Genomic DNA, 21,684 nt, shown 5'->3' on the forward strand with positions numbered 1-21,684 from the left:
AATTTGATATGTTGCCACTCTCTTCGGAATTACAGCATCAGGCGCAGAATGTACAACAGCGCTTTGGTGAGTTACCGGCTCCACCGAGCTTACGTGAAGAAGATATTGCGGTATTAGCGCTGAGTGATTTTGTCAGTGACATGTTACTGATTCACCCTGAATGGCTGGACGAGTTGCATCAGCAACCGCCGCAACCCGATGAGTGGCAATTTTATCCCCAATGGCTAAGCCAGGCACTGGCTGACGTGTCAGACGAAGCCGCGCTATTAGCGGCTTTACGGCTGTTTCGTCGCCGGATTATGGTGCGTATCGCTTGGTCACAGGCGCTGCAAACCAGCAGCACGACGGACACTTTGCAGCAGCTAAGTTGGCTGGCTGAAAGCTTGATTATTGCCGCGCGTGATTGGCTATATCAGGCTTGTTGTCGGGAGTTTGGCACCCCGAGTAATAGCCAAGGCGAGCCGCAGCCGCTGTTGATTCTGGGCATGGGGAAATTAGGTGGTGGCGAGCTTAATTTCTCGTCAGATATTGATCTGATTTTTGTTTATCCGGAGAACGGCCAGACCCAAGGCGGACGTCGCCAATTCGATAATGCCCAGTTTTTCACGCGCTTAGGGCAGCGGCTTATTAAGGCACTGGACCAGCAAACGATAGACGGTTTTGTGTACCGGGTGGATATGCGGTTACGTCCATTTGGTGATAGTGGCCCATTGGTTTTGAGTTTTGCGGCGCTGGAGGATTATTACCAAGAGCAGGGGCGCGACTGGGAACGTTATGCCATGGTTAAGGCTCGCCTAATGGGCGGGGCTGAAGACCACTACAGCAAAGAGTTGCGCCAGACTTTGCGGCCTTTTGTCTTCCGTCGTTACATTGATTTCAGTGTGATCCAATCGCTGCGTAATATGAAAGGGATGATTGCTCGTGAAGTTCGGCGTCGCGGCTTGAAAGATAATATTAAGCTGGGTGCGGGCGGGATTCGTGAAATAGAATTTATCACGCAAGTTTTTCAGCTTATTCGTGGGGGTCGTGAACCTCGGTTACAACAGCGAGCTTTGTTGCCGACCTTGCAGGCCGTGGCAGAACTAGGTTTGCTGCCCGAAGCACAGGTGAGCTCTCTCAGTGGCAGCTACCTGTTTTTGCGCCGTTTAGAGAATCTACTGCAAGCCATTGGTGATGAGCAAACCCAGACCTTACCCAGCGATGCACTGAATCAGGCCAGATTGGCTTGGGGCATGGGGTATGCCGATTGGGCGGCGATGAATAGTGCTTTAGAACAGCATATGCAGGCCGTACGGGTAGTTTTTGATGACTTGATTGGCGACGATACCCCTGATATCGGCGAAGATCCTTGCCATGGCTTGTATAAAAGCTTGTGGCAGGATGCGCTGGAAGAAGAGGATTTAGCGCCACTGACGCCGCACTTAGACGAAGCCGCTCGTCGTCAGTTACTGGCCACTGTGAATGATTTCCGCCACGACGTTGATAAACGCACCATTGGCCCGCGCGGTCGTGAGGTATTGGACCAACTGATGCCAAGGCTGTTTGCTGAAGTTTGTCCGCGTCCAGATGCCAATGTTGCGCTGAGTCGCTTGATTCAATTGCTGCTAAGTATTGTTACTCGCACCACTTATCTGGAATTGCTGGTGGAGTACCATGCGGCACTAAAACATGTTATTCGCCTGTGTTCGGCCTCTCCGATGGTTGCCAGCCAATTGGCGCGTTACCCGTTGTTATTAGATGAGTTACTTGACCCGCAGTCGTTTTATCAGCCATTGGAACCCGGTGCTTACCGCGATGAATTGCGCCAATATTTGCTGCGGGTGCCAGAAGATGACGAAGAGCAGCAACTGGAGGCTTTGCGCCAGTTTAAGCAGGCCCAACAATTGCGTATTGCTGCCGGTGATATCACCGAGGCACTGCCGGTAATGAAAGTGAGCGATCACTTAACCTATCTGGCTGAAGCCATTATTGATGCCGTTATCCAGCAAGCTTGGGGGCAGATGGTGGCTCGCTATGGTCAACCAAGCCATTTACAGCAGCGCGAAGGCCGCGGTTTTGCCGTGATTGGTTATGGCAAGCTGGGCGGTTGGGAACTGGGCTATAGCTCAGATCTGGATTTAGTATTTCTGCTCGATTGCCCGCTAGATGTGATGACTGACGGTGAGCGCAGTATTGATGGCTGCCAGTTCTATTTGCGGCTGGCGCAGCGCGTGATGCATTTATTCAGTACCCGCACCTCATCGGGCATTTTGTATGAGGTCGATGCACGGTTACGGCCATCCGGTGAAGCGGGCATGTTGGTCAGCACCGTCGAGGCTTTCGCTGATTACCAGCAGAATGAAGCTTGGACTTGGGAGCATCAGGCACTGGTTCGTGCCCGCATTGTTTATGGCGACCCGGCGCTGCACCAACAATTTGATGCTATCCGCCAGCAAATCCTTTGCCGCCCTCGTGAAGCGGCACAATTACAGCAGGAAGTGCGCGAAATGCGCGAGAAAATGCGCACCCATTTGGGCAGTAAACAGCGCGATATCTTTGATATCAAAGCAGATGAAGGTGGGATCACCGATATTGAGTTCATCGCGCAATATCTGGTACTGCGCTATGCCGCTACTGAACCACGTCTGACCCGTTGGTCTGATAATGTGCGAATTTTTGAGCTAATGGCCAATTACGACATTATGGAGCCCGAGGAGGCTGCGGCATTGACGCGCGCTTATGTCACCATGCGTGATGAAATTCATCATCTGGCATTGCAGGAGCAGTCAAGCAAAGTCCCGGTTGATAGCTTTATCACAGAAAGAGAACAAGTGGCCGCCAGTTGGCGTAAATGGCTGGTTGCTGCGCCAACGAGCGTATAAATTCCAGTTATTAATGGGATATAAGGTGTCTGTGATATTATCCAGCACCATCTATACCGGTCATCTTTCGAGTCGCAGAGCGTTGGCTGCAACTTAAAATCTATTGGGTATAACAAATACAAAATTGGAGCGAAGGGATGTGTGTTTTCGGGGTTAATAACAGCTCACTTTGGGGGGCTAACGTATGAAAGTCACGCTGCCTGATTTTCGCCGCGCCGGTGTATTAGTCGTTGGTGATGTCATGTTAGACCGTTATTGGTATGGCCCAACCAGCCGAATTTCACCAGAAGCACCGGTGCCGGTCGTGAAAGTGGATACCATCGAAGAACGCCCTGGTGGTGCTGCGAACGTGGCGATGAACATCGCCTCCCTTGGCGCTATTTCTCGCTTAGTCGGTTTAACCGGTATTGATGATGCCGCACGAGCACTGACCAGCAAACTGAATGAAGTTCAGGTGCGCTGTGATTTTGTTTCGGTACCGACGCACCCGACCATTACCAAATTACGGGTACTGTCCCGCAACCAACAGCTGATCCGTCTGGATTTTGAAGAAGGTTTTGATGGTGTCGATCCGCAACCTATCTTTGAGCGCATTCAACAAGCGCTGCCGCAAATTGGCGCGTTGGTACTGTCCGACTATGCCAAAGGCGCGCTCAACAGCGTGCAGACAATGATCCAGTTGGCCCGCAAAGCAAAAGTTCCAGTTCTTATCGATCCTAAAGGTAGCGATTTTGAGCGTTACCGCGGCGCAACCTTGCTGACACCGAATCTATCTGAGTTTGAGGCAGTGGTGGGTCACTGTAAAAATGAAGAAGAGTTGGTTAGCCGGGGTATGCAGTTGGTAGCTGACTTTGAACTTTCAGCCTTGCTAGTAACTCGCTCTGAACAGGGGATGACCCTGCTTCAGCCGGGCAAACCGCCATTACATTTGCCCACTCAGGCACAGGAAGTCTTTGATGTGACCGGGGCTGGCGACACGGTGATTGGTGTGCTGGCGGCGGCATTGGCGGCGGGAAATACTCTCGAAGAATCATGCTTCTTGGCGAATGCCGCAGCTGGCGTTGTGGTCGGTAAATTGGGTACCTCAACGGTGTCGCCAATTGAGCTGGAAAATGCTATCCGTGGCCGTGCTGAGACCGGTTTCGGCGTGATGGATGAGCAGCAGCTGAAAAAAGCGGTGATGCAGGCCCGTCAGCGCGGTGAAAAAGTGGTGATGACCAACGGTATCTTTGACATTCTGCATGCCGGTCATGTTTCCTACTTGGCCAATGCCCGCAAGTTGGGTGATCGCCTGATTGTCGCAGTTAACAGTGATGCATCGACCAAACGATTAAAAGGCGAAAAACGCCCAGTAAATCCGCTGGATCAGCGCATGATTGTCTTGGGTGCATTGGAAGCGGTAGATTGGGTGGTGCCATTTGAAGAAGACACTCCACAGCGCTTGATTGCTGATATTTTGCCGGATCTGCTGGTGAAAGGCGGCGATTATAAACCTGATGAAATCGCCGGTAGCGCAGAAGTTTGGGCCGCAGGTGGTGAAGTTAAAGTGCTGAATTTTGAAGATGGTGTTTCTACCACCAATATTATTCAGTCAATCAAGAATGGCCGCGGCTAAATACCCTTCGGCCTTGAAGTTGCAGGGGTGTTAGCTGCGCGTACTTACCCGAATCACTTACTTGAGTAAGCTCATCGGGATGTGTTTGCTTGCTGCCTACCTGCCACTCCAATGACTTTGGGTATTATAGATTAGGTATAGAAAAAGGCGGTGAAGTGGGACTAAAACAGGAGTTAAGCCTGGCACAAGGCGTCGGGTTGCTATCCACCTCACTGCTGGGAACCGGTGTCTTTGCCGTCCCCGCGTTGGCGGCAATGCTGGCAGGTGACGACAGTCTGTGGGCCTGGCCGGTGTTGATTGTGCTGGTTTTCCCTATTGCTATCGCTTTTGCCGCTTTAGGCCGTCACTTCCCCAGTGCGGGTGGCGCTGCACATTTCGTCACTATGGCCTTTGGACCTAAGCTTGGGAAAGTGACCGGCTGGCTATTTTTATCGGTGATCCCGGTGGGGTTACCGGCTGCTCTACAAATTGCTGCCGGTTTTTGGCAAGCGACATTTGGCTGGAGTGACACCGGGCTCTTGATGGTGCAATTGGTGACTTTGCTGGTCATCTGGTTGTTGGGAACCCGTAGTGCTGGCTCCAGTGCCAATGTGCAAACTTTGATTGCCTTGCTGGTGATCGCGCTGGTGGTGGCAATTTGGTGGCAGGGGGATATTCACCCATCACAGATACCTTGGCCGGCATTACACGATATTTCCCCACCCAATATGTTCAGTGCGCTGGCTGTGATGTTCTGGTGCTTTGTTGGGTTGGAAGCTTTCGCGCATCTGGCAACAGAATTTCGTCATCCTGAACGTGATTTCCCCCGCGCCCTCATGGTTGGGCTACTGGTTGCTGGTGCCGTTTACTGGGGATGTACCGTGGCTGTGCTGCATTTCCATGCCTATGGCGAGCAACAAGCCGCTGCAGCTTCATTACCGGGGATTGTGGTTCAATTGTTTGGTGCGCATGCGCTGTGGGTCGCCTGCATCATTGGTTATTTAGCCTGCTTTGCCAGTGTGAATATTTATACCCAAAGCTTTGCTCGCATGGTGTGGTCGCAAGCTCAGGTTCGCCCGCAAAGTAAGTTGGCGCAGCTCTCTGCCGGGAAAACACCGGTGAATGCTCTCACCGCGGTAGTCGGTAGCTGCCTGGCCTTCACGCTGCTGATTTACTGGCTATCTTTGCCCTTGGATATACTCATTGTTTATGCCAACGGTATTTTCGTACTGATCTATTTGTTGTGCATGTTGGCAGGGATTCGCTTGCTAAGTGGGCGCTCGCGGGTGATGTCAGTAATTGGCAGTATTCTGTGCTGTGTATTACTGGTCATGATTGGCTGGAAAAGCTTATACGCCTTACTGATGTTTGCGCTGTTATGGATATTAATGTCGCGAACGCGGGTATCAGTGATACAGCACTAAACAAAGGGCGCCACAGGGCGCCCTAGTCATAACGGGGCATATTACTCGCCCGTTTTGTCGTCGACAGCTTGAGGAGTATCAACAGCAACTGGCGCACTGTTGAATTTGGCTTCCAGCTCGCCCATCCGTTGTTCCAATAAAGCCAGCTTTTCTCTGGTGCGCAGCAATACCTGAGTTTGCACGTCGAACTCTTCACGATTAACCAAATCCAGGCGGGTTAACTGCGATTGCAGCACCATCCGGATTTTCTTTTCGACATCGTCCCCGAATTCGCGAATACCTTTCGGCATAGACTCATGCACCTGGCGGGCGATTTGTTCAATTTTTTTCGGGTCAATCATGGTGTTTCCCTAATTAGATGTGTAGTTACCTCCTCTAGTGTAATGCCTGATGCTAATTGTATAAACCTCCGCACATCACCATTTTGGTAATTGCTCCAACGAATCAATAGCGCTATAGTCATAGAGCTTATTCTCAGGGCGGGGTGCAAGTCCCCACCGGCGGTAAATTGTGTTGCGGCATTCCTGTGTCGTGGTGCAAAAGCCCGCGAGCGCTCACGCTGTTTCTCTGGTTAAAGAGAGCGGGGTAGAGGTCAGCAGACCCGGTGTAATTCCGGGGCCGACGGTTATAGTCCGGATGGGAGAGAGTAACGGTATTTGCCGGGCCTATGGCTCGCTTGCGTTATTTCGGCTATTTCTATTGATATAGAGAAATTGATATAGAAAAATTGGCCAATTACTCCTCAAGACCGCCCTGATTCTGGTAATCCATAATTTTAATGAGGTTTCTTACCATGAATCAGACCCTTTTATCAGATTTTGGCACGCCTGTTGAGCGTGTAGAACGTGCTATCGACGCTCTGCGTAATGGCCGTGGTGTTATGGTGTTGGATGACGAAAGTCGTGAAAACGAAGGCGATATGGTTTTTGCCGCTGAAGCAATGACTGTTGAGCAAATGGCACTGACTATCCGCCACGGCAGTGGCATTGTGTGTCTGTGTATCACTGACGAACGCCGCCAACAGCTTGATTTGCCAATGATGGTTTCCCATAACTCCAGCCAGTTCCAAACTGCATTTACCGTGACAATTGAAGCGGCTAAAGGCGTGACAACTGGGGTTTCTGCTGCTGACCGTCTGACGACTATCCGTGCTGCAATTGCTGATAACGCTAAACCTGCTGACCTTAATCGTCCAGGCCACGTATTCCCATTACGCGGTCAACCGGGTGGCGTATTATCTCGCCGTGGTCACACCGAAGCATCCATCGATTTAGCCACACTGGCTGGCTTCAAACCTGCCGGTGTATTGTGTGAACTGACCAATGATGATGGCAGCATGGCACATGCGCCAGAAGTGATTGAGTTCGCCAAATTGCATGATATGCCAGTCGTGACAATTGATGACTTAGCTGAGTATCTTCAGTCCCAAGCCAAAAAAGCCAGCTGATTTCTGATGGCGATATCTGCTGATATTGCCAGCCGATAAAGTGGTTTACAGGCCGGGTTGCCACTATTCTCTTGAATAGGTCGCCGCCCGGTTATTTTCCATCACTAAAGTATCTTCAACGTATTTTCCCTCCTATTTTATCCATTCAAATTTATTGAATATCTTCATCATTGTTATCCGGCTGTGTAATGAAAAAAAAGCGCGTAATCTACTGCTTATGGTTTAACGCCACCCTTTTTATTAACAGTAAGGATTTTTTATGAACACCTCTCGTATGCCTGCACTGTTTCTCGGCCACGGTAGCCCGATGAACGTGCTGGAAGAAAACAGTTATACTCAGGCATGGCGTGCGCTGGGTGAGTCATTACCACGCCCTAAGGCGATTTTGGCGATCTCTGCCCACTGGTATACTCCTGGAACCGCAGTAACCGCTATGGAGAAACCGCGGACTATTCACGACTTTGGTGGGTTCCCACAGGCACTGTTTGATACCGAGTATCCGGCACCGGGTTCCCCGGCACTGGCGGCGCAAATTCAGCAATTGCTGGCACCGATTGCCGTGCGAGCCGATACCAGCGAATGGGGATTGGACCACGGGAGCTGGGGGGTATTGATTAAGATGTATCCTGAGGCTGATATTCCTGTTGTGCAACTGAGTATCGATGGCACGCAACCGGCAGAATATCACTATGAATTAGGCCGTAAACTGGCGGTGCTACGTGAGCAGGGCGTGATGATTGTCGCCAGCGGTAACGTGGTGCACAACTTGCGTATGGTCAGATGGCAAGGGGAAAGTAGCCCGTATCCATGGGCAGAGTCCTTCAACCAATTTGTACGAGATAACCTGAGTTATCAAGGTGATAATCACCCATTGGTCAACTTTATGCAGCATGAAGGGGCCGCGTTATCTAATCCGTCACCCGAGCATTATTTGCCACTGTTATATGTCTTGGGAAGCTGGGATGGTAAAGAGCCGATTTCTATTCCGACAGATGGGATTGAGATGGGGTCGTTGAGTATGTTGTCGGTACAAGTCGGCTAAATACCCTGCGCCCTTGACGTTATAGCGTTGTTAGCTACGCTCTTTCACCCGAATCCCTGACTTGAGTCAGCTCAGCGGGATTCACTCTCTTGCTGCCTAGCTATCGGTCCCCTCGAGTGCTACGTTGAGCTATTGGGGCAGTAATCCCACCAGTCACCGAACAATAAAAGCAACGTGCTAGAAATGTTAAGGGAAAGCCGAAGCTTTCCCTTACTTTAATGGCGTGCTTTTACCCTAAAATGATATGGGGGTAAAAACGCGATAGATCTTGGGTGATCAGTTCGCGATCTTCACGCAAACCAATACCACAGGGTTGATCGTTAACCAGCCAACTGCCAATCAACGTATAGCTGTCGCCAAACTTAGGCAATGGATGGAATTGCTGAACAATCATGCCTTCCTCGCCGTATGGCCCATCAACCCGTGCCACTTCTTTGCCGTTTTCTACTATCTGAATATTGGCACCTTCCCGCGAGAATAGCGGCTTGGTGACATAATGATCCATCGCAGGATGGTCATCTTCAGCAAAATAAGCAGGTAACAGATTAGGGTGATTAGGGAACATTTCCCACAGCAAAGGGAGCAATGCTTTATTGGATATAATGCTCTTCCATGCTGGTTCCAGCCAACGTACGCCGGCATCTTCCAACTTTGTGGAGAACATTTCGCGGAACATAAACTCCCACGGATAAAGCTTGAACAAATTACTGATAACCTGATTATCCAGGTCGGTAAATTGCCCTTTTTCTCCTAAACCGATCTCTTCCATAAACATGAATTCAGTCGGCAGACCGGCTTCCAGTGCGCAATCTTGCAGATATTGCACGGTGCCGCGATCTTCTTCACTGTCCTGACAGCAGGCCAGATGCAGCAGACTAAAACCATGGTTATCACGCAAGTCAGCAAAACGCTCAATCAGCTTTTCTTGCATGCTGTTGTACTGGTCAGAATCCTGACTTAAATTGCCTGCGTTGATCTGGTCTTCCAACCATAACCATTGGAAAAAGGCGGCTTCATACAATGAGGTTGGGGTATCCGCATTGTTTTCCAGTAATTTTGCTGGGTTCACACCGTCATAGGCCAGATCAAGCCGGGAATAGAGCGATGGCTGGTTGGTTCGCCACGAGCTGCGGACAAAATCCCAGCAATGCTTAGGAATGCGGAATTTTGCCATCAGTTGGTCGCTATTGACCACTTTCTCAACCACCTGCAGGCACATTTGATGCAATTCTGCGGTGGTATCTTCCAGCTCTTCAATTTGTGCCAGAGTGAATTCGTAATAGGCATCTTCACACCAGTACGGCTCGCCATACATGGTGTGGAAACGGAAACCGAATTCGGTGGCTTTTTCGCGCCAGTCCGGGCGTTCGCTAATCGCTAAACGTTTCATTAATCAGACCTTAGCCACCCATGCTGCGCGTGCTGGTTTTAGATGATGTTGCTGCACTGCGTTGCATAGAAGATTGCTTAGCTACTGACTCACCAAAACCACCGCGGGTGATGGTATTTGTCACAGCAGGTTTCGGTGCCATGGCGGTTCTCGGTACCGTCATGGTGCGGCCAGTGGTCGCTGAACCAAAGTTTTTACCGGTCGCATCGACAAACTTGCCATTGGCTGGGCTATTTGGGGCTTTAGAGGTGAATAATGGCTGGCTTGCTCCGCCGCCCATCATCCGGCCCATCATATAACCGGCCATTAATGGCATCCACATACTGCCACTTTGCTGTGGTGCTGCTGCTGTGGTTTCAGAAGAAGATGACGATGTAGGCACCATGCCCGCTTGAGCTGGAGCCTGAGTACATTGTGACTCACCAAATTCAGCAACACAGTCTTCACGAGTCGCATATTTAGGGGCTGTTTTAGCCGCTTCCTGCAACGCGGTATTGTAAGCGGTGGTGCATTCCGCGCTCTTTGATGGATTTGCTTGAGAGCAATCGTCAGCATTTTGGTACAAAGAGACGGTTTCATCGGTTTTTTCGCAGCCAGCCAGCATAAATACGGCACTGACGGCTAAAGCTACTGGCGCAAGGCGGTAACTGCGCCAGGATTTACGGAAAGTCTCTTGATTGATGTTTTGAGTCCGTTTCATCATTATTTGTCTCATTTCCGGGCGTTCAATGCCCATTCCCAGTAAGTGCCCTAAGAATAGGGGAAATGTGTATGAAATTAAAGCGTGAGGGACAGTGAGGAGGAGACTTTACAAAGTTATACGAAAAGCTGGGGGTTACCGCGCTTTTTTCATTGCTGAAAAATGCTGGGTAGCAGCATGATGGAATCGGGGAAAATAAGTCGGGCGCAGCTTTTTGAGACTGCGCCCGGAGAGTTTAAATCACTAAAAATCAGTTACGGAATGGATTACCGTTACGTGTCGCTGCGGTAGTCGGCTGACTCACTGTAGTGGCACGTGGTGCTGACTGAGTGCCAGTACCATCAGCATAAGCATTCTGGTTAGCATTATCCGGCGCCAGGCTGGTGGCTGAAGTTGGGACTGGTTTATCCAGTACACCATTCAGCGCCATTAGGTCGTTCATGTTCAGCGTACCCAATGCAGATTTGATATTTAACTGATTAATCAAATAGGTATAACGCGCATTGGCGAGTTGCTGCTTCGACTGATACAAGTTGGTTGTTGCAGTCAACACATCCAGAATGGTACGAGTCCCCACTTGGTAACCGGCTTCCATTGCATCCAATGAGCTTTGGTTAGAAATGACGACCTGCTCATAAGCCTTAATACTGCTGATTGAGGCTGAGATGTTATTGAATGAGGAACGTACGGTTTGCACCACACTACGGTGGGCACTTTCTAGCTGCTCACTGGCCCCAACAAAATTATACTGTGCTTGTTTTACCGCAGAATTGGTCGCCCCACCGCTGTACAACGGTAAGCTCAGTTGCACGCCAATTTTGTTCTGACCCGCATCATTGTTCACCTGTTGAGTGCTTGGTGTACCACCGCTGTAACGGGTATTGGTGATTGAAGATGATGCAGTCAAATCGATAGTTGGCATATAACCAGTTTCTGCTGATTTAATCTGCTCACGCGCCAAATCTTGGCTCAAACGGGCAGAAAGCAACGAAAGGTTACGTTTTTCAGCATCTTTCAACAGGTTATTGACGGCTTGCGGGCGTTCAGTTTTCAAACGGTCCACATTCAGTGATGCCAGCTCAGGGTAATAAACACCGGTAATCTGGCGCAGATTTTCCAGCGCATTATCCAGGTTATTACGGGCAGTTACTTCATCCGCTAATACTGTATCGTAGCTGGCACGGGCGTTCTGTACGTCAGTGATGGCGACTAAACCCACATTAAAACGCTGGGTTGTTTGGTCTAACTGGCGATAGACAGACTGCTTCTGTGCTTCAGTATAAGACAGAGTATCAATGGCGTTCAGGACGGCAAAATAAGCTGTTGCTGTGTCCAGAATCAGTTGTTGTTCACTGGTCTGGAACGTAACATCCTGAATACCTGCGGCTTTTTCTTGTAAGGTCAGCGCACGCCATTTGGACATGTCGAAAATAGTTTGGGTCAGTTGCAGTGAGCCTGACGTCGCATTGCTATCAGGGCTATCAGAAGCATCACGGAAACCATTGGTATGGGTATAACCTGCGCCTAAACCAAGCTGTGGTAACAGCGGGCTGCGAGCTTCATTAATCTTTTCATATGCAGCATCGCGGTCAGCCGCTGATTTGCGTAAATCCGGGTTACTATCCCTGGCTTGCTTATAAACTTGCAGCAAGTTCTCTGCCTGGCTCATGGTACTGAAACCAGCCAGACTCAGCCCGATAAGAAGGGGGAGCAGTTTCTTCATTTGCAGTCCTTGTTGTGCAGCAGTTGTGCGGCAATATTACTATGGTAGCTGTCGATAGACGAATTGTTGCCGATTCTATCAGAGTCTGCCAATGGGATAAGGTGGCTGATTGTGCCATCTCGCCTAAATTTACTTAAATCTATCACAAACCTAAATGAGTATTCAGACAACTAATCTGTCTCGCGCTATGTTTATCAAATAATCTATTATCAAACTATCGCTTATCAAGCCACCGCGATAAAACCGCCAATCTCAGCTCGCAAACTCATTTCTATCTACTAGCCGATTTTTATCAACTAATGATGCCTGTTATTTTAAAATCTTGTAGCCTGCGTTAAGTCTGTCAGGATATGGCGTGAAGTCCATGACGTGGTGATACTTTTAATAAAAAAGCATGACTAATAAAAGTATGATTGCACCGTTATCGGCCTTGTATGATGTCATTTAGGTGTCATCAAAAATCACAATTCAGGCTAGATACTTAAGTAAGGAGAGCATCCAATGACATCAGCACCATCTTCAGCAAAGCCCTCACCGGTGACCTTCGACAAGAATGATGTGGAAATTATTGCACGTGAAACACTGTACCGTGGCTTTTTTTCACTGAATTTGTACCGGTTTCGCCATCGTCTGTTTAATGGCGAAATGAGTGGGGAGGTTAAACGCGAAATTTTTGAGCGCGGTCATGCTGCGGTGTTATTAGCTTATGACCCGGTGCGAGATGAAGTCGTGCTGATAGAACAGTTGCGGATTGCCGCCATTGACAGCAGCCCATCACCTTGGTTATTAGAGATGATAGCCGGGATGATTGAAGACGGCGAAAGTGTCGAAGACGTGGCGCGTCGTGAGGCTGAGGAAGAGGCGGGAATTCATATTGGCCGCTGTAAGCCGGTGCTCAGTTATCTGGCCAGTCCTGGTGGGACCAGTGAGCGTTTATCCATTATGGTGGGTGAAGTCGATGCAACTACCGCGAGTGGTATTCATGGGCTGGCGGATGAAAATGAAGATATTCGGGTTCATGTTGTCAGCCGCGAGCAGGCTTGTCGTTGGGTTGAAGAAGGTGCTATTGATAACGCAGCTTCGATCATTGCATTACAATGGTTGGCGTTGCACCATCAGTCCCTGAGAGAAGAATGGCAGTCGTAAAAAAAGCGAGCATAATAATGGTTAAGCGCTACACCCCTGATTTTCCTGAAATGATGCGAGTATGCGAAACTAATTTCGCGCAATTGCGTCGTTTGATACCGCGCGTCGATGAAGTGGGTGAAAGCGTGGCTTATCAGGTTAATGGCGCCAGTTATCAACTGACAATTATTGAATCGACCCGCTACACTTCTGTCGTTGAGATAGTTCAGACTGAACCCGCTGTCAGTCACTGGAGCCTGCCTTCTATGGTGGTGCGGCTCTATCATGATGCGCAGGTCGCGGAAGTGTGTGCCAGTCAGCAGATCTCCCGCTTCAAAGCAAGTTATGATTATCCGAATAAAAAGTTGCATCAGCGGGACGAAAAGCATCAAATTAACCAGTTTCTTGCTGACTGGTTGCGCTATTGTTTGGCGCATGGAGCAGTGGCAGTTCCGGTTTGTTAGACAGACTTATAGCCTGACCGACAGAGGGTAAAGATACCTGATAAATCTGGTTGGGAAGGGTGCAAAAACAAGGACACCATTTGGAAAGCCTGTTTAAACTGCCTATGGCAAGTGGGGCCAAGGCCAGAATTTTACAAATAACAGATACCCACCTCTTTGCGGGGGAACATGAGACCTTGCTGGGTGTAAACACATCCCGCAGCTATCGCGCTGTGTTGGATGCGATTATTGCTGAACAGCGCCCATTTGATCTCATTGTTGCGACCGGTGATTTGGCTCAGGATCATTCTGTTGCTGCTTATCAGAATTTTGCGAAGGGCATCTCACGCTTGCCTGCACCTTGTGTATGGCTCCCCGGTAATCATGATTTTCAACCCGCTATGGTTGATGCCTTGGCGGATGCGAGTATTGCGCCTTCAAAGCATGTTCTGGTCGGTGAGCATTGGCAAATTCTGCTATTAGACAGCCAAGTTTTTGGTGTTCCTTACGGTGAACTGAGTGACTATCAGTTGGAGTGGATGGAGCGTTGTCTGGTGGCACATCCAGAACGCTATACCTTGGTATTATTGCACCATCATCCAATGCCGTCTGGTTGTACCTGGCTCGATCAGCACAGCCTGCGTAATGCCCATATGCTCGCGGCGGTGCTGACGCGCTATCCGCGAGTTACCACTTTGCTGTGCGGCCATATTCATCAGGACTTGGATCTCGATTGGTATGGTAAGCGCTTGCTCGCCAGCCCTTCTACTTGTGTGCAGTTCAAACCACACTGTACTAATTTTACGCTTGATACTGTGGCCCCGGGATGGCGCTATCTCGATTTACTGCCTGATGGAATACTTGAAACTGAGGTTCGTCGGTTAGCCAGTGATGAGTTCTGCCCGGACATGGACTCGGATGGTTATTGATGAGTACGCTTCTATATATTCACGGCTTTAATAGCTCCCCCCGCTCAGCGAAAGCCACCACGTTTAAAAGCTGGTTGCAGGAGCACCATCCTCACATTGAGATGCTGACCCCACAATTACCGCCTTATCCGGCGGAGGCAGCAGAAATGCTGGAGAGCATTGTGATGGATAAAGCCGGGCAATCTATTGGTATTGTTGGCTCCTCCCTTGGCGGTTATTTTGCCACCTGGCTTTCCCAGCGTTTTAGTATTCCTGCGGTGGTTGTTAACCCGGCAGTGCGTCCATTTGAGCTGCTCAACGATTATCTGGGCGAGAATGAGAACCCCTACACCGGGCAACAATATGTGTTAGAGTCTCGACATATTTATGATCTGAAAGCCATGCAGATTGAAAAGCTGGCATCACCGGATTTACTCTGGTTATTGCAGCAAACCGGGGATGAGATCCTCGACTACCGTCAAGCGGTTGCCTATTACACCCCTTGTCGGCAAACAGTAGAATCAGGTGGGAATCACGCCTTTGTTGGCTTTGATCATTATTTCTCCCCGATTGTGACTTTTTTAGGGCTAGCAACCGCTTGATATCTGGTGGTTTAAGCTCCACCCAAACAGTGGGTATTGTACCGCAGGCCATGATGGTCTGTCGGGCATGTCTAGCCTTCCAACCATTAGCCGAATATTAATCAAACCATGACTGAATCCAGCTATAACGCTGATGCCATTGAAGTACTCAGCGGTTTAGAACCAGTGCGTCGTCGTCCGGGAATGTACACGGATACCACGCGACCAAACCACCTTGGTCAAGAGGTGATTGATAACAGCGTCGATGAGGCTCTGGCAGGACATGCTCGCCGCATTGACGTGATCTTGCATGCCGATCAATCACTTGAGGTGATTGATGATGGCCGTGGGATGCCGGTTGATATCCATCCAGAAGAAGGTGTTCCTGCGGTTGAACTGATTTTGTGTCGTTTACATGCAGGCGGCAAATTCTCTAATAAAAACTATCAGTTTTCTGGTGGTTTACACGGCGTCGGTATTTCAGTTGTTAATGCCTTATCCAAGCGGGTAGAAGTTACCGTACGTCGTGATAGCCAAATCTACAGTATCGCTTTTGAAAATGGCGATAAAGTGCAGGATTTACAGGTCATTGGCACCTGCGGTAAACGTAATACCGGCACCAGCGTGCATTTCTGGCCAGATGTTTCTTTCTTCGACAGCCCGCGTTTCTCTGTGTCCCGCTTGTCGCATTTGCTGAAAGCTAAAGCAGTACTGTGCCCGGGCGTAGAAATCGTCTTTAAAGATCAGGTGAATAATACCGAGCAGCGTTGGTGCTATGCCGATGGCCTGACCGACTATCTGATGGAAGCGGTGAATGGCTTGATTACACTGCCAGAAGTGCCGTTTGTTGGCTCTTTTGCCGGTGATACCGAAGCTATCGACTGGGCGCTATTATGGTTACCGGAAGGCGGCGAGCTGCTGACTGAAAGTTACGTTAACCTGATTCCAACTATGCAGGGCGGCACCCACGTTAATGGTTTACGTCAGGGCTTGCTTGATGCCATGCGCGAGTTTTGTGAATACCGCAATATCTTGCCACGCGGCGTCAAACTCTCGGCGGACGATATCTGGGAGCGCTGTGCTTACGTATTGTCAGTAAAAATGCAGGACCCACAATTTGCCGGCCAGACCAAAGAGCGACTCTCCTCACGTCAGTGCGCGGCTTTTGTGTCTGGCGTGGTAAAAGATGCTTTTAGCCTGTGGCTGAATCAGAACGTGCAAGCCGCAGAACAGTTGGCTGAGCTGGCTATTTCCAGCGCCCAACGCCGCATGCGGGCCGCCAAAAAAGTGGTGCGTAAGAAACTGACTAGCGGCCCGGCATTACCCGGCAAGCTGGCTGATTGTACTTCGCAAGACTTGAGCATGACGGAGCTGTTTCTGGTGGAAGGGGACTCCGCAGGCGGTTCTGCCAAGCAGGCGCGCGACCGTGAATATCAAGCGATCATGCCGCTAAAAGGGAAAATCCTGAATACTTGGGAAGTCTCTTCAGATGAAGTCCTCGCCTCACAGGAAGTTCATGATATTTCAGTCGCTATTGGTATTGATCCCGACAGCGAAGATTTAAGCCAATTACGTTACGGTAAAATTTGTATCCTTGCGGATGCGGACTCCGATGGCTTACACATTGCGACGCTGCTGTGCGCGCTGTTTGTGCGCCACTTCCGTGCTCTGGTGCGCAATGGCCACGTTTATGTAGCAATGCCGCCGTTATACCGCATCGATTTGGGCAAAGAAGTGTTTTATGCCCTGGATGAAGAAGAGAAAGCCGGTGTTCTGGAGCAACTAAAACGCAAGCGCGGTAAGCCAAATGTGCAGCGCTTTAAAGGGCTGGGCGAAATGAACCCGTTGCAGTTACGTGAAACCACCTTGGACCCGAACACTCGCCGCTTAGTGCAGTTGACTATCGGTGATGATGATATTGATAAGACCATGGCAATGATGGATATGCTATTGGCGAAAAAACGCTCCGAAGATCGCCGCAATTGGCTGCAAGAGAAAGGGGATACCGCTGAAATCGAGGTTTGATCGATGAAAGTGACGTTAGAAGAGTTGCAGGCTTTTACCTCGGTCGTTGACTGCGGCTCAATTACGGCGGCTGCGGAACAGCGCAGCCAGACAACATCGGGTATCAGCCGCGCCTTGAGCCGGCTGGAACAAAAGCTCGCTACAACATTGTTGCGCCGTACCACCCGGCGATTAGAGCTAACAGAAGAGGGAGAGTTGTTCCTCAGCCATGCGCGGCAGATTTTGGGTGCTGTGGATGATGCCGAAGAACAAATTGCCCTGCGGCGCTTAAAACCTGCCGGGCGGCTGCGTGTCAATGCGGCGGCACCTTTTATGCAGCATGTGATTGTGCCGATGATCAGCGGTTTTCGCGCGTTATACCCGCAAATTATTCTTGAGCTGAATACCGACGACCTCAATATCGATTTACTCGAACAACGCACCGATATCGCTATTCGTATCGGCGCGCTGCGTGACTCGACTATCCATGCCCGTTTGCTCGGAGCCAGCCGCGTACGCATCCTTGCCAGCCCTGATTATCTACAACGCCACGGCACCCCTCATACCATTGATGAACTGGCAAATCACAGCTTGCTTGGGTTTACTCAGCCGGAGTTTCTTAACCAGTGGTCACTGCCCCACTTGCCGGGCGGGCGTTCGTCAATCACGCCTAATTTAGCGGCATCCAGTGGTGAAACACTGCGCTTACTGGCTTTGCAGGGCGAGGGAATAGTCGAGTTATCTGATTTTATGACCCGAGAAGATCAATTGACCGGGCGTTTAGTCGAGGTCATGGCCGATCAAATTCTGGAAACTTGGCAGCCAATCAATGCGGTTTACTATCGTAATACCCAGCTTGCGGCGCGAATTACCTGTTTTCTGGATTATGTCAGTGAGCAGATCAAGACGAGCCATTGGCTTAAAGATAGCCGCTAACCCGCTGTAATCTCGCCCTCGCTCAATTAAGTGAAGTTGCAGCGCAGGTACTGCAACTTCAACAAAGCAGACTAAGCGTTATCTAGAATATAAATCACGACATCCAGCACATCGTCTTTAACTACTTCACGATGCTGATGCATATGTTCCATCTGCAAATGTTGCTCCAGATGCTGAACACTCTGCCACTTTTCCATCATGAAGATAGAATCTGGCGACTTCTTTTGCCAGTCAAGCTGGGTCGGCACATCAATCATTGGGGCGTAGCCACCGCAGCCCTCTTCTGCCAGCACGGCAGGTTGTAGCTTCTCAATGGCCTGCAATACCGCCTGGCGGCGGCCCGGTTTAACTTTTATCTCGGCAAAAACAGTAATCATTATTGTCCCAACTTATGTGATAACGCAGCTTGTGGTGGTGTGAAATCAAACCGCCTGATTGTTAAAGTTTTCAGCCAGATGCTGACGATAACGGCTAATATCACCTTCAATATCAGGTTGTTTAATCACATCATTACACATAAATGTTGGCAATGGCTTCATGCCAAGGAATTGATTGGCTTTATGGAAATGCAGATAAACGCCATCAACACCGACACCTTCGAAGAACTGCTTTGGATCAGTAAAGGCTTCTACAGGGGCATTCCAGGTCACTGAAAGCATATAGGTTTTACCCTGAATCAAACCGCCGGAGCCGTAACCTTTGGTGGCATCGGAGCGGGTACGACCATCGCTTTGGTACAAGCGACCATGGCCATAGGTGAAGACTTCATCAATATATTTTTTCAAAATCCAAGGTTCACCCATCCACCAACCCGGCATTTGATAAATAACCGTATCAGCCCACAGATAGTTTTCAATTTCACTTTCAATATCATAACCTTGGTCAACAGTCGTGATTTTAACCTGATGGCCGTTTTCCTGAAGAAAATCAGCAGCTACATTAGTGAGAGTGAGATTTAGCAGACCTTTGGAATGCGCAAACTCTTTCATTGCATTAATAATTAGTACGTTACTCATTAATATAATCCTTTTGACGCGGGAGTTTTGAAACTACCTAACTCAGAATGCTGAGTATGCTAACGGTTTCAGTACCAGAGAAAAATGCACAATAATGCATAACACTGTTGCTTAAAAAGCAACAAAGCTCTTTGGTTGAATCGTTTTAGCCGCAAATGTGCGAAGCAACGCGCATTGAATTTTATATAACCGAAACCGCAGATCAATAGTTTTGAAGCTGCTCTCAGAATGCAGTTAATACCGCGCAGCATATAGCTGCCAACAGAGTTATAGCGGTACACTGCTTGCCTATCAGCGACGCTCGTTTATTCAGGTCTGCGCCATTATGTCCCCTCATACTTTGCTTGTAATTGATGATGACGAAGAGATCCGCAGCTTGCTGACGGAATACTTCACCAAGGCGAATTTTCGTGTGCTTTCGCTACCTGACGGTGAACACTTGCTGACCACGTTGAAGCAAGAGTCTGTGGATTTAGTGATTTTGGATGTCATGCTGCCGGGGGATGACGGCTTCACGCTTTGCCGTAAAGCGCGGCAAGTATCGGCGGTGCCGATCATCATGCTGACTGCGGCGTCTGATGAAAGTGACAAAGTAATTGGGTTGGAGCTGGGAGCTGATGACTATCTGGCTAAACCCTTCAGTGCTCGTGAGTTGTTGGCGCGAGTTAAGGCGTTATTACGTCGCAATCAAATCGTGCAAAGCCCCGGTACTGAAGCACGTTTTTTGTGTTTTAACGGCTGGAAACTGGATTTAGTCCGGCGAGAGCTTATTGATCCACATAAACAGAGTGAACCGCTATCCGGAATTGAATTTACGTTGCTCTCGCTATTTTTACGTCATCCTAACCAGATCCTCGATAGGGACCAGATTTCTGAAATCACTCGTCGGCGGGAAAATAACCCTTTAGAGCGTGGGATTGATGTACAAATCAGCCGGTTACGTCAGCGCCTGCAAGATAGCCAGCGCCTGCTACTGCGCACCCTGCGCAATCAGGGTTACATGCTGTGTTGCGATGTGACTCGTGAATATTGATGCGGGTCGTTATGTTCGCTGGCTACAAGATATGTTCCGGCCACTTTGGCCTCGTTCACTACTGAGCCGCATGCTATGCATGTTGGTGATTGCACTGCTGTTAGCTGAAAGTATTTCCGGATCCATTTGGTATCGTCAGTTCAGTCTGCGTAATCAGGCTAGCCTGGAAAGTACCATTAAAGGGTTGGTGCAAGGGATGCTGACCAGCTACAACTTTATGTCTTCTCTGCCGCACAATTACCGCCATTTGGTATTGCAGCAGCAACTGGCACTCGGGGGTTCTCAGTTTTTTATTTCAATCAATAATCATGTATTGGACGAAGTACAACTGCTGGATAGCCAAACCGCCAGAACGATAGTCTCACAGGCAAAACAGGAACTGCGGACACAATTAGGAGAGCGACAAGCGGCAATCATCTCTCTGACCCCCGCGGATCAACTTAAAGTATTTAATGCCGGGGTTCTGGTGGAAAATCTGCCTCCGGCATGGGCGCGTTTTGGCATCACCACCTCCCATAAAGATGCGCCGGTATTGGTTATTCAATTACAACTAAATGCCAATGAATGGCTATTTCTCGCCGCTCCTCTGCCGCCCCCTTACGATCAGTTAGAAAGCCCGCTATTTAGCTTACGTCAGGTTGGTTTTACGCTGTGTAGCTTGCTGTTGGTGCTACTTTTCACTTGGTGGCTGATTCGCCGTGAACTGAAACCTTTGGCGCGGTTAGCCCATGGTGCGCTTGAACTTAACAGCTCATTGGACAGCGAGCCATTGCCGGAGGAAGGCAGTGCAGAGTTAGTGACGGCAACCCGTTCTTTCAATCAAATGCAAAGCCGCCTAAGGGCTTATCTGCATAATCGGGAGATGCTGTTTACCGCGATCAGCCATGACTTGAAAACGCCGCTTACTCGGCTGCGCTTGCGGGTAGAAATGCTGGAAGATGAAAGATTGGGGAAAAAGTTCGAGCAGGATGTTGCTGACCTGGAAATGATGGTTAAAGGCGCGCTACAGAGTATGAAAGACACTGATTTACATGAGAATCTTGAATCCATCGATATCATGAATTTGCTAAGAAAAATGATGGATGCCTATCTCAATGTCAGTGTTTCTGGCAAAGCCAGCCCCATTTTTGGTCGCCCACTGGCGATTAAGCGCCTGCTGAATAATATCGTCGAAAATGGGTTGAATTATGGTCAGCAGGTAGAGATAACTTTGTCAGATCATCGGGATTATATCATGTTGTTTATCCGTGATTTTGGTCCGGGGATCCCGGAGGATCAGTGGGAGAAAGTGTTTAAACCTTACTACCGTTTACAGCAAGATAACCGTGGCAGCGGGTTGGGGCTTGCCATTTCGCGCAGCATTGCCAGAGCACATGGTGGCGAGGTGACATTACGCAATCATCCCGGCAGTGGCCTGATAGTGGAAGTCCGTTTACAACGTTATAACTGAGTCTATT

The 21,684-nt window shown here is 49.4% G+C and carries 19 protein-coding genes and 1 riboswitch; of the genes, 13 read left to right on the forward strand and 6 right to left on the reverse strand.

The features are described 5' to 3' along the window. The first annotated feature begins 8 nt into the window (after nt 1-8). From glnE to yjeH, 3 genes are all read left to right on the forward strand, one after another. Nucleotides 9-2,861 carry a bifunctional [glutamate--ammonia ligase]-adenylyl-L-tyrosine phosphorylase/[glutamate--ammonia-ligase] adenylyltransferase gene (gene glnE / locus FTA96_RS17245; protein WP_145574403.1) on the forward strand — a complete coding sequence of 951 codons (2,853 nt, stop codon included), beginning with the start codon at nt 9-11 and terminating at the stop codon, nt 2,859-2,861. A 184-nt stretch (nt 2,862-3,045) separates the two neighbouring features. Then, nucleotides 3,046-4,476, forward strand: a complete 1,431-nt coding sequence (gene hldE / locus FTA96_RS17250; RefSeq protein WP_050108641.1) for a bifunctional D-glycero-beta-D-manno-heptose-7-phosphate kinase/D-glycero-beta-D-manno-heptose 1-phosphate adenylyltransferase HldE — start codon at nt 3,046-3,048, stop codon at nt 4,474-4,476. 155 nt (nt 4,477-4,631) lie between these two features. After that, entirely contained in the window at nt 4,632-5,879 is a 1,248-nt protein-coding gene (gene yjeH / locus FTA96_RS17255) for an L-methionine/branched-chain amino acid transporter (protein ID WP_050145763.1), read from the forward strand. Nucleotides 5,880-5,920: 41 nt separating this feature from the next. Here the strand turns inward: yjeH and ubiK are convergent, their stop codons facing one another. Further along, nucleotides 5,921-6,220: a ubiquinone biosynthesis accessory factor UbiK gene (ubiK, locus tag FTA96_RS17260; protein ID WP_050123354.1), complete on the reverse strand. Its 300-nt coding sequence runs from the start codon at nt 6,218-6,220 to the stop codon at nt 5,921-5,923. 125 nt (nt 6,221-6,345) lie between these two features. After that, nucleotides 6,346-6,531, forward strand: a riboswitch (FMN riboswitch). 141 nt (nt 6,532-6,672) lie between these two features. Between ubiK and ribB the strand changes: the two genes are divergently transcribed. Together ribB and ygiD are read left to right on the forward strand one after the other, a co-directional pair. Then, nucleotides 6,673-7,326 carry a 3,4-dihydroxy-2-butanone-4-phosphate synthase gene (gene ribB, locus FTA96_RS17265; protein WP_050108635.1) on the forward strand — a complete coding sequence of 218 codons (654 nt, stop codon included), beginning with the start codon at nt 6,673-6,675 and terminating at the stop codon, nt 7,324-7,326. A 259-nt stretch (nt 7,327-7,585) separates the two neighbouring features. Further along, nucleotides 7,586-8,368 (forward strand): 4,5-DOPA-extradiol-dioxygenase, encoded by a 783-nt coding sequence (gene ygiD / locus FTA96_RS17270; protein WP_145505099.1) that lies wholly within the window; start codon nt 7,586-7,588, stop codon nt 8,366-8,368. Nucleotides 8,369-8,597: 229 nt separating this feature from the next. Here the strand turns inward: ygiD and FTA96_RS17275 are convergent, their stop codons facing one another. From FTA96_RS17275 to tolC, 3 genes are all read right to left on the reverse strand, one after another. After that, nucleotides 8,598-9,758, reverse strand: coding sequence for a glutathionylspermidine synthase family protein (locus FTA96_RS17275; protein WP_050108630.1), 1,161 nt, complete (start codon nt 9,756-9,758; stop codon nt 8,598-8,600). A 10-nt stretch (nt 9,759-9,768) separates the two neighbouring features. Next, nucleotides 9,769-10,458, reverse strand: a complete 690-nt coding sequence (locus tag FTA96_RS17280; RefSeq protein ID WP_050108739.1) for a DUF1190 family protein — start codon at nt 10,456-10,458, stop codon at nt 9,769-9,771. A 250-nt stretch (nt 10,459-10,708) separates the two neighbouring features. After that, a complete protein-coding gene (gene tolC, locus FTA96_RS17285; protein ID WP_050108624.1) occupies nt 10,709-12,181 on the reverse strand; it encodes an outer membrane channel protein TolC in 1,473 nt (490 codons plus the stop codon). Between the two features lie 501 nt (nt 12,182-12,682). Here tolC and nudF point away from each other — a divergent pair. The 6 genes from nudF to FTA96_RS17315 all read left to right on the forward strand — a co-directional run bounded on the left by nudF (nt 12,683) and on the right by FTA96_RS17315 (nt 18,178). Next, the gene (nudF, locus tag FTA96_RS17290; RefSeq protein WP_050108623.1) at nt 12,683-13,327 is read left to right on the forward strand and encodes an ADP-ribose diphosphatase; all 645 of its coding nucleotides are present in this window, start codon (nt 12,683-12,685) and stop codon (nt 13,325-13,327) included. Between the two features lie 17 nt (nt 13,328-13,344). Beyond that, nucleotides 13,345-13,770 carry a DUF1249 family protein gene (locus FTA96_RS17295; RefSeq protein WP_050108621.1) on the forward strand — a complete coding sequence of 142 codons (426 nt, stop codon included), beginning with the start codon at nt 13,345-13,347 and terminating at the stop codon, nt 13,768-13,770. 80 nt (nt 13,771-13,850) lie between these two features. Continuing rightward, nucleotides 13,851-14,678 (forward strand): 3',5'-cyclic-AMP phosphodiesterase, encoded by an 828-nt coding sequence (gene cpdA, locus FTA96_RS17300; RefSeq protein WP_050108619.1) that lies wholly within the window; start codon nt 13,851-13,853, stop codon nt 14,676-14,678. Next, on the forward strand, nt 14,678-15,259 hold the full coding sequence (gene yqiA / locus FTA96_RS17305; protein WP_050108617.1) for an esterase YqiA: 582 nt from the start codon (nt 14,678-14,680) through the stop codon (nt 15,257-15,259). Before cpdA ends, yqiA begins: the two co-directional genes overlap by 1 nt. 108 nt (nt 15,260-15,367) lie before the next feature. Next, a complete protein-coding gene (gene parE / locus FTA96_RS17310; RefSeq protein ID WP_050077094.1) occupies nt 15,368-17,263 on the forward strand; it encodes a DNA topoisomerase IV subunit B in 1,896 nt (631 codons plus the stop codon). A gap of 3 nt (nt 17,264-17,266) precedes the next feature. After that, on the forward strand, nt 17,267-18,178 hold the full coding sequence (locus FTA96_RS17315; RefSeq protein ID WP_050108615.1) for a LysR family transcriptional regulator: 912 nt from the start codon (nt 17,267-17,269) through the stop codon (nt 18,176-18,178). 71 nt (nt 18,179-18,249) lie between these two features. Here FTA96_RS17315 and FTA96_RS17320 read toward each other — a convergent pair whose 3' ends face one another. Further along, entirely contained in the window at nt 18,250-18,555 is a 306-nt protein-coding gene (locus FTA96_RS17320) for a putative quinol monooxygenase (protein WP_050108613.1), read from the reverse strand. A gap of 45 nt (nt 18,556-18,600) precedes the next feature. Further along, on the reverse strand, nt 18,601-19,194 hold the full coding sequence (locus tag FTA96_RS17325) for an NAD(P)H-dependent oxidoreductase (RefSeq protein ID WP_050108611.1): 594 nt from the start codon (nt 19,192-19,194) through the stop codon (nt 18,601-18,603). 325 nt (nt 19,195-19,519) lie between these two features. Between FTA96_RS17325 and FTA96_RS17330 the strand changes: the two genes are divergently transcribed. Then, nucleotides 19,520-20,227 (forward strand): response regulator, encoded by a 708-nt coding sequence (locus FTA96_RS17330; protein WP_050108609.1) that lies wholly within the window; start codon nt 19,520-19,522, stop codon nt 20,225-20,227. After that, complete coding sequence (locus tag FTA96_RS17335) at nt 20,217-21,677, forward strand: ATP-binding protein (RefSeq protein ID WP_235897514.1); 1,461 nt, start codon at nt 20,217-20,219, stop codon at nt 21,675-21,677. The genes FTA96_RS17330 and FTA96_RS17335 overlap by 11 nt, the downstream gene beginning before the upstream one ends. The last annotated feature ends 7 nt before the right edge of the window (nt 21,678-21,684 follow it).

The sequence above is a fragment of the Yersinia alsatica genome (genome assembly GCF_902170305.1).
Classification (GTDB): Bacteria; Pseudomonadota; Gammaproteobacteria; order Enterobacterales; family Enterobacteriaceae; genus Yersinia; species Yersinia alsatica.

Bases quoted from the DNA above. Each gene is read 5' to 3' on its own strand.
- glnE (WP_145574403.1), top strand. From the start codon at position 9: ATGTTGCCACTCTCTTCGGAATTACAGCATCAGGCGCAGAATGTACAA.
- hldE (WP_050108641.1), top strand. From the start codon at position 3,046: ATGAAAGTCACGCTGCCTGATTTTCGCCGCGCCGGTGTATTAGTCGTT.
- ubiK (WP_050123354.1), bottom strand. From the start codon at position 6,220: ATGATTGACCCGAAAAAAATTGAACAAATCGCCCGCCAGGTGCATGAG.
- ribB (WP_050108635.1), top strand. From the start codon at position 6,673: ATGAATCAGACCCTTTTATCAGATTTTGGCACGCCTGTTGAGCGTGTA.
- ygiD (WP_145505099.1), top strand. From the start codon at position 7,586: ATGAACACCTCTCGTATGCCTGCACTGTTTCTCGGCCACGGTAGCCCG.
- FTA96_RS17275 (WP_050108630.1), bottom strand. From the start codon at position 9,758: ATGAAACGTTTAGCGATTAGCGAACGCCCGGACTGGCGCGAAAAAGCC.
- FTA96_RS17280 (WP_050108739.1), bottom strand. From the start codon at position 10,458: ATGAAACGGACTCAAAACATCAATCAAGAGACTTTCCGTAAATCCTGG.
- tolC (WP_050108624.1), bottom strand. From the start codon at position 12,181: ATGAAGAAACTGCTCCCCCTTCTTATCGGGCTGAGTCTGGCTGGTTTC.
- nudF (WP_050108623.1), top strand. From the start codon at position 12,683: ATGACATCAGCACCATCTTCAGCAAAGCCCTCACCGGTGACCTTCGAC.
- FTA96_RS17295 (WP_050108621.1), top strand. From the start codon at position 13,345: ATGGTTAAGCGCTACACCCCTGATTTTCCTGAAATGATGCGAGTATGC.
- yqiA (WP_050108617.1), top strand. From the start codon at position 14,678: ATGAGTACGCTTCTATATATTCACGGCTTTAATAGCTCCCCCCGCTCA.
- parE (WP_050077094.1), top strand. From the start codon at position 15,368: ATGACTGAATCCAGCTATAACGCTGATGCCATTGAAGTACTCAGCGGT.
- FTA96_RS17315 (WP_050108615.1), top strand. From the start codon at position 17,267: ATGAAAGTGACGTTAGAAGAGTTGCAGGCTTTTACCTCGGTCGTTGAC.
- FTA96_RS17320 (WP_050108613.1), bottom strand. From the start codon at position 18,555: ATGATTACTGTTTTTGCCGAGATAAAAGTTAAACCGGGCCGCCGCCAG.
- FTA96_RS17325 (WP_050108611.1), bottom strand. From the start codon at position 19,194: ATGAGTAACGTACTAATTATTAATGCAATGAAAGAGTTTGCGCATTCC.
- FTA96_RS17330 (WP_050108609.1), top strand. From the start codon at position 19,520: ATGTCCCCTCATACTTTGCTTGTAATTGATGATGACGAAGAGATCCGC.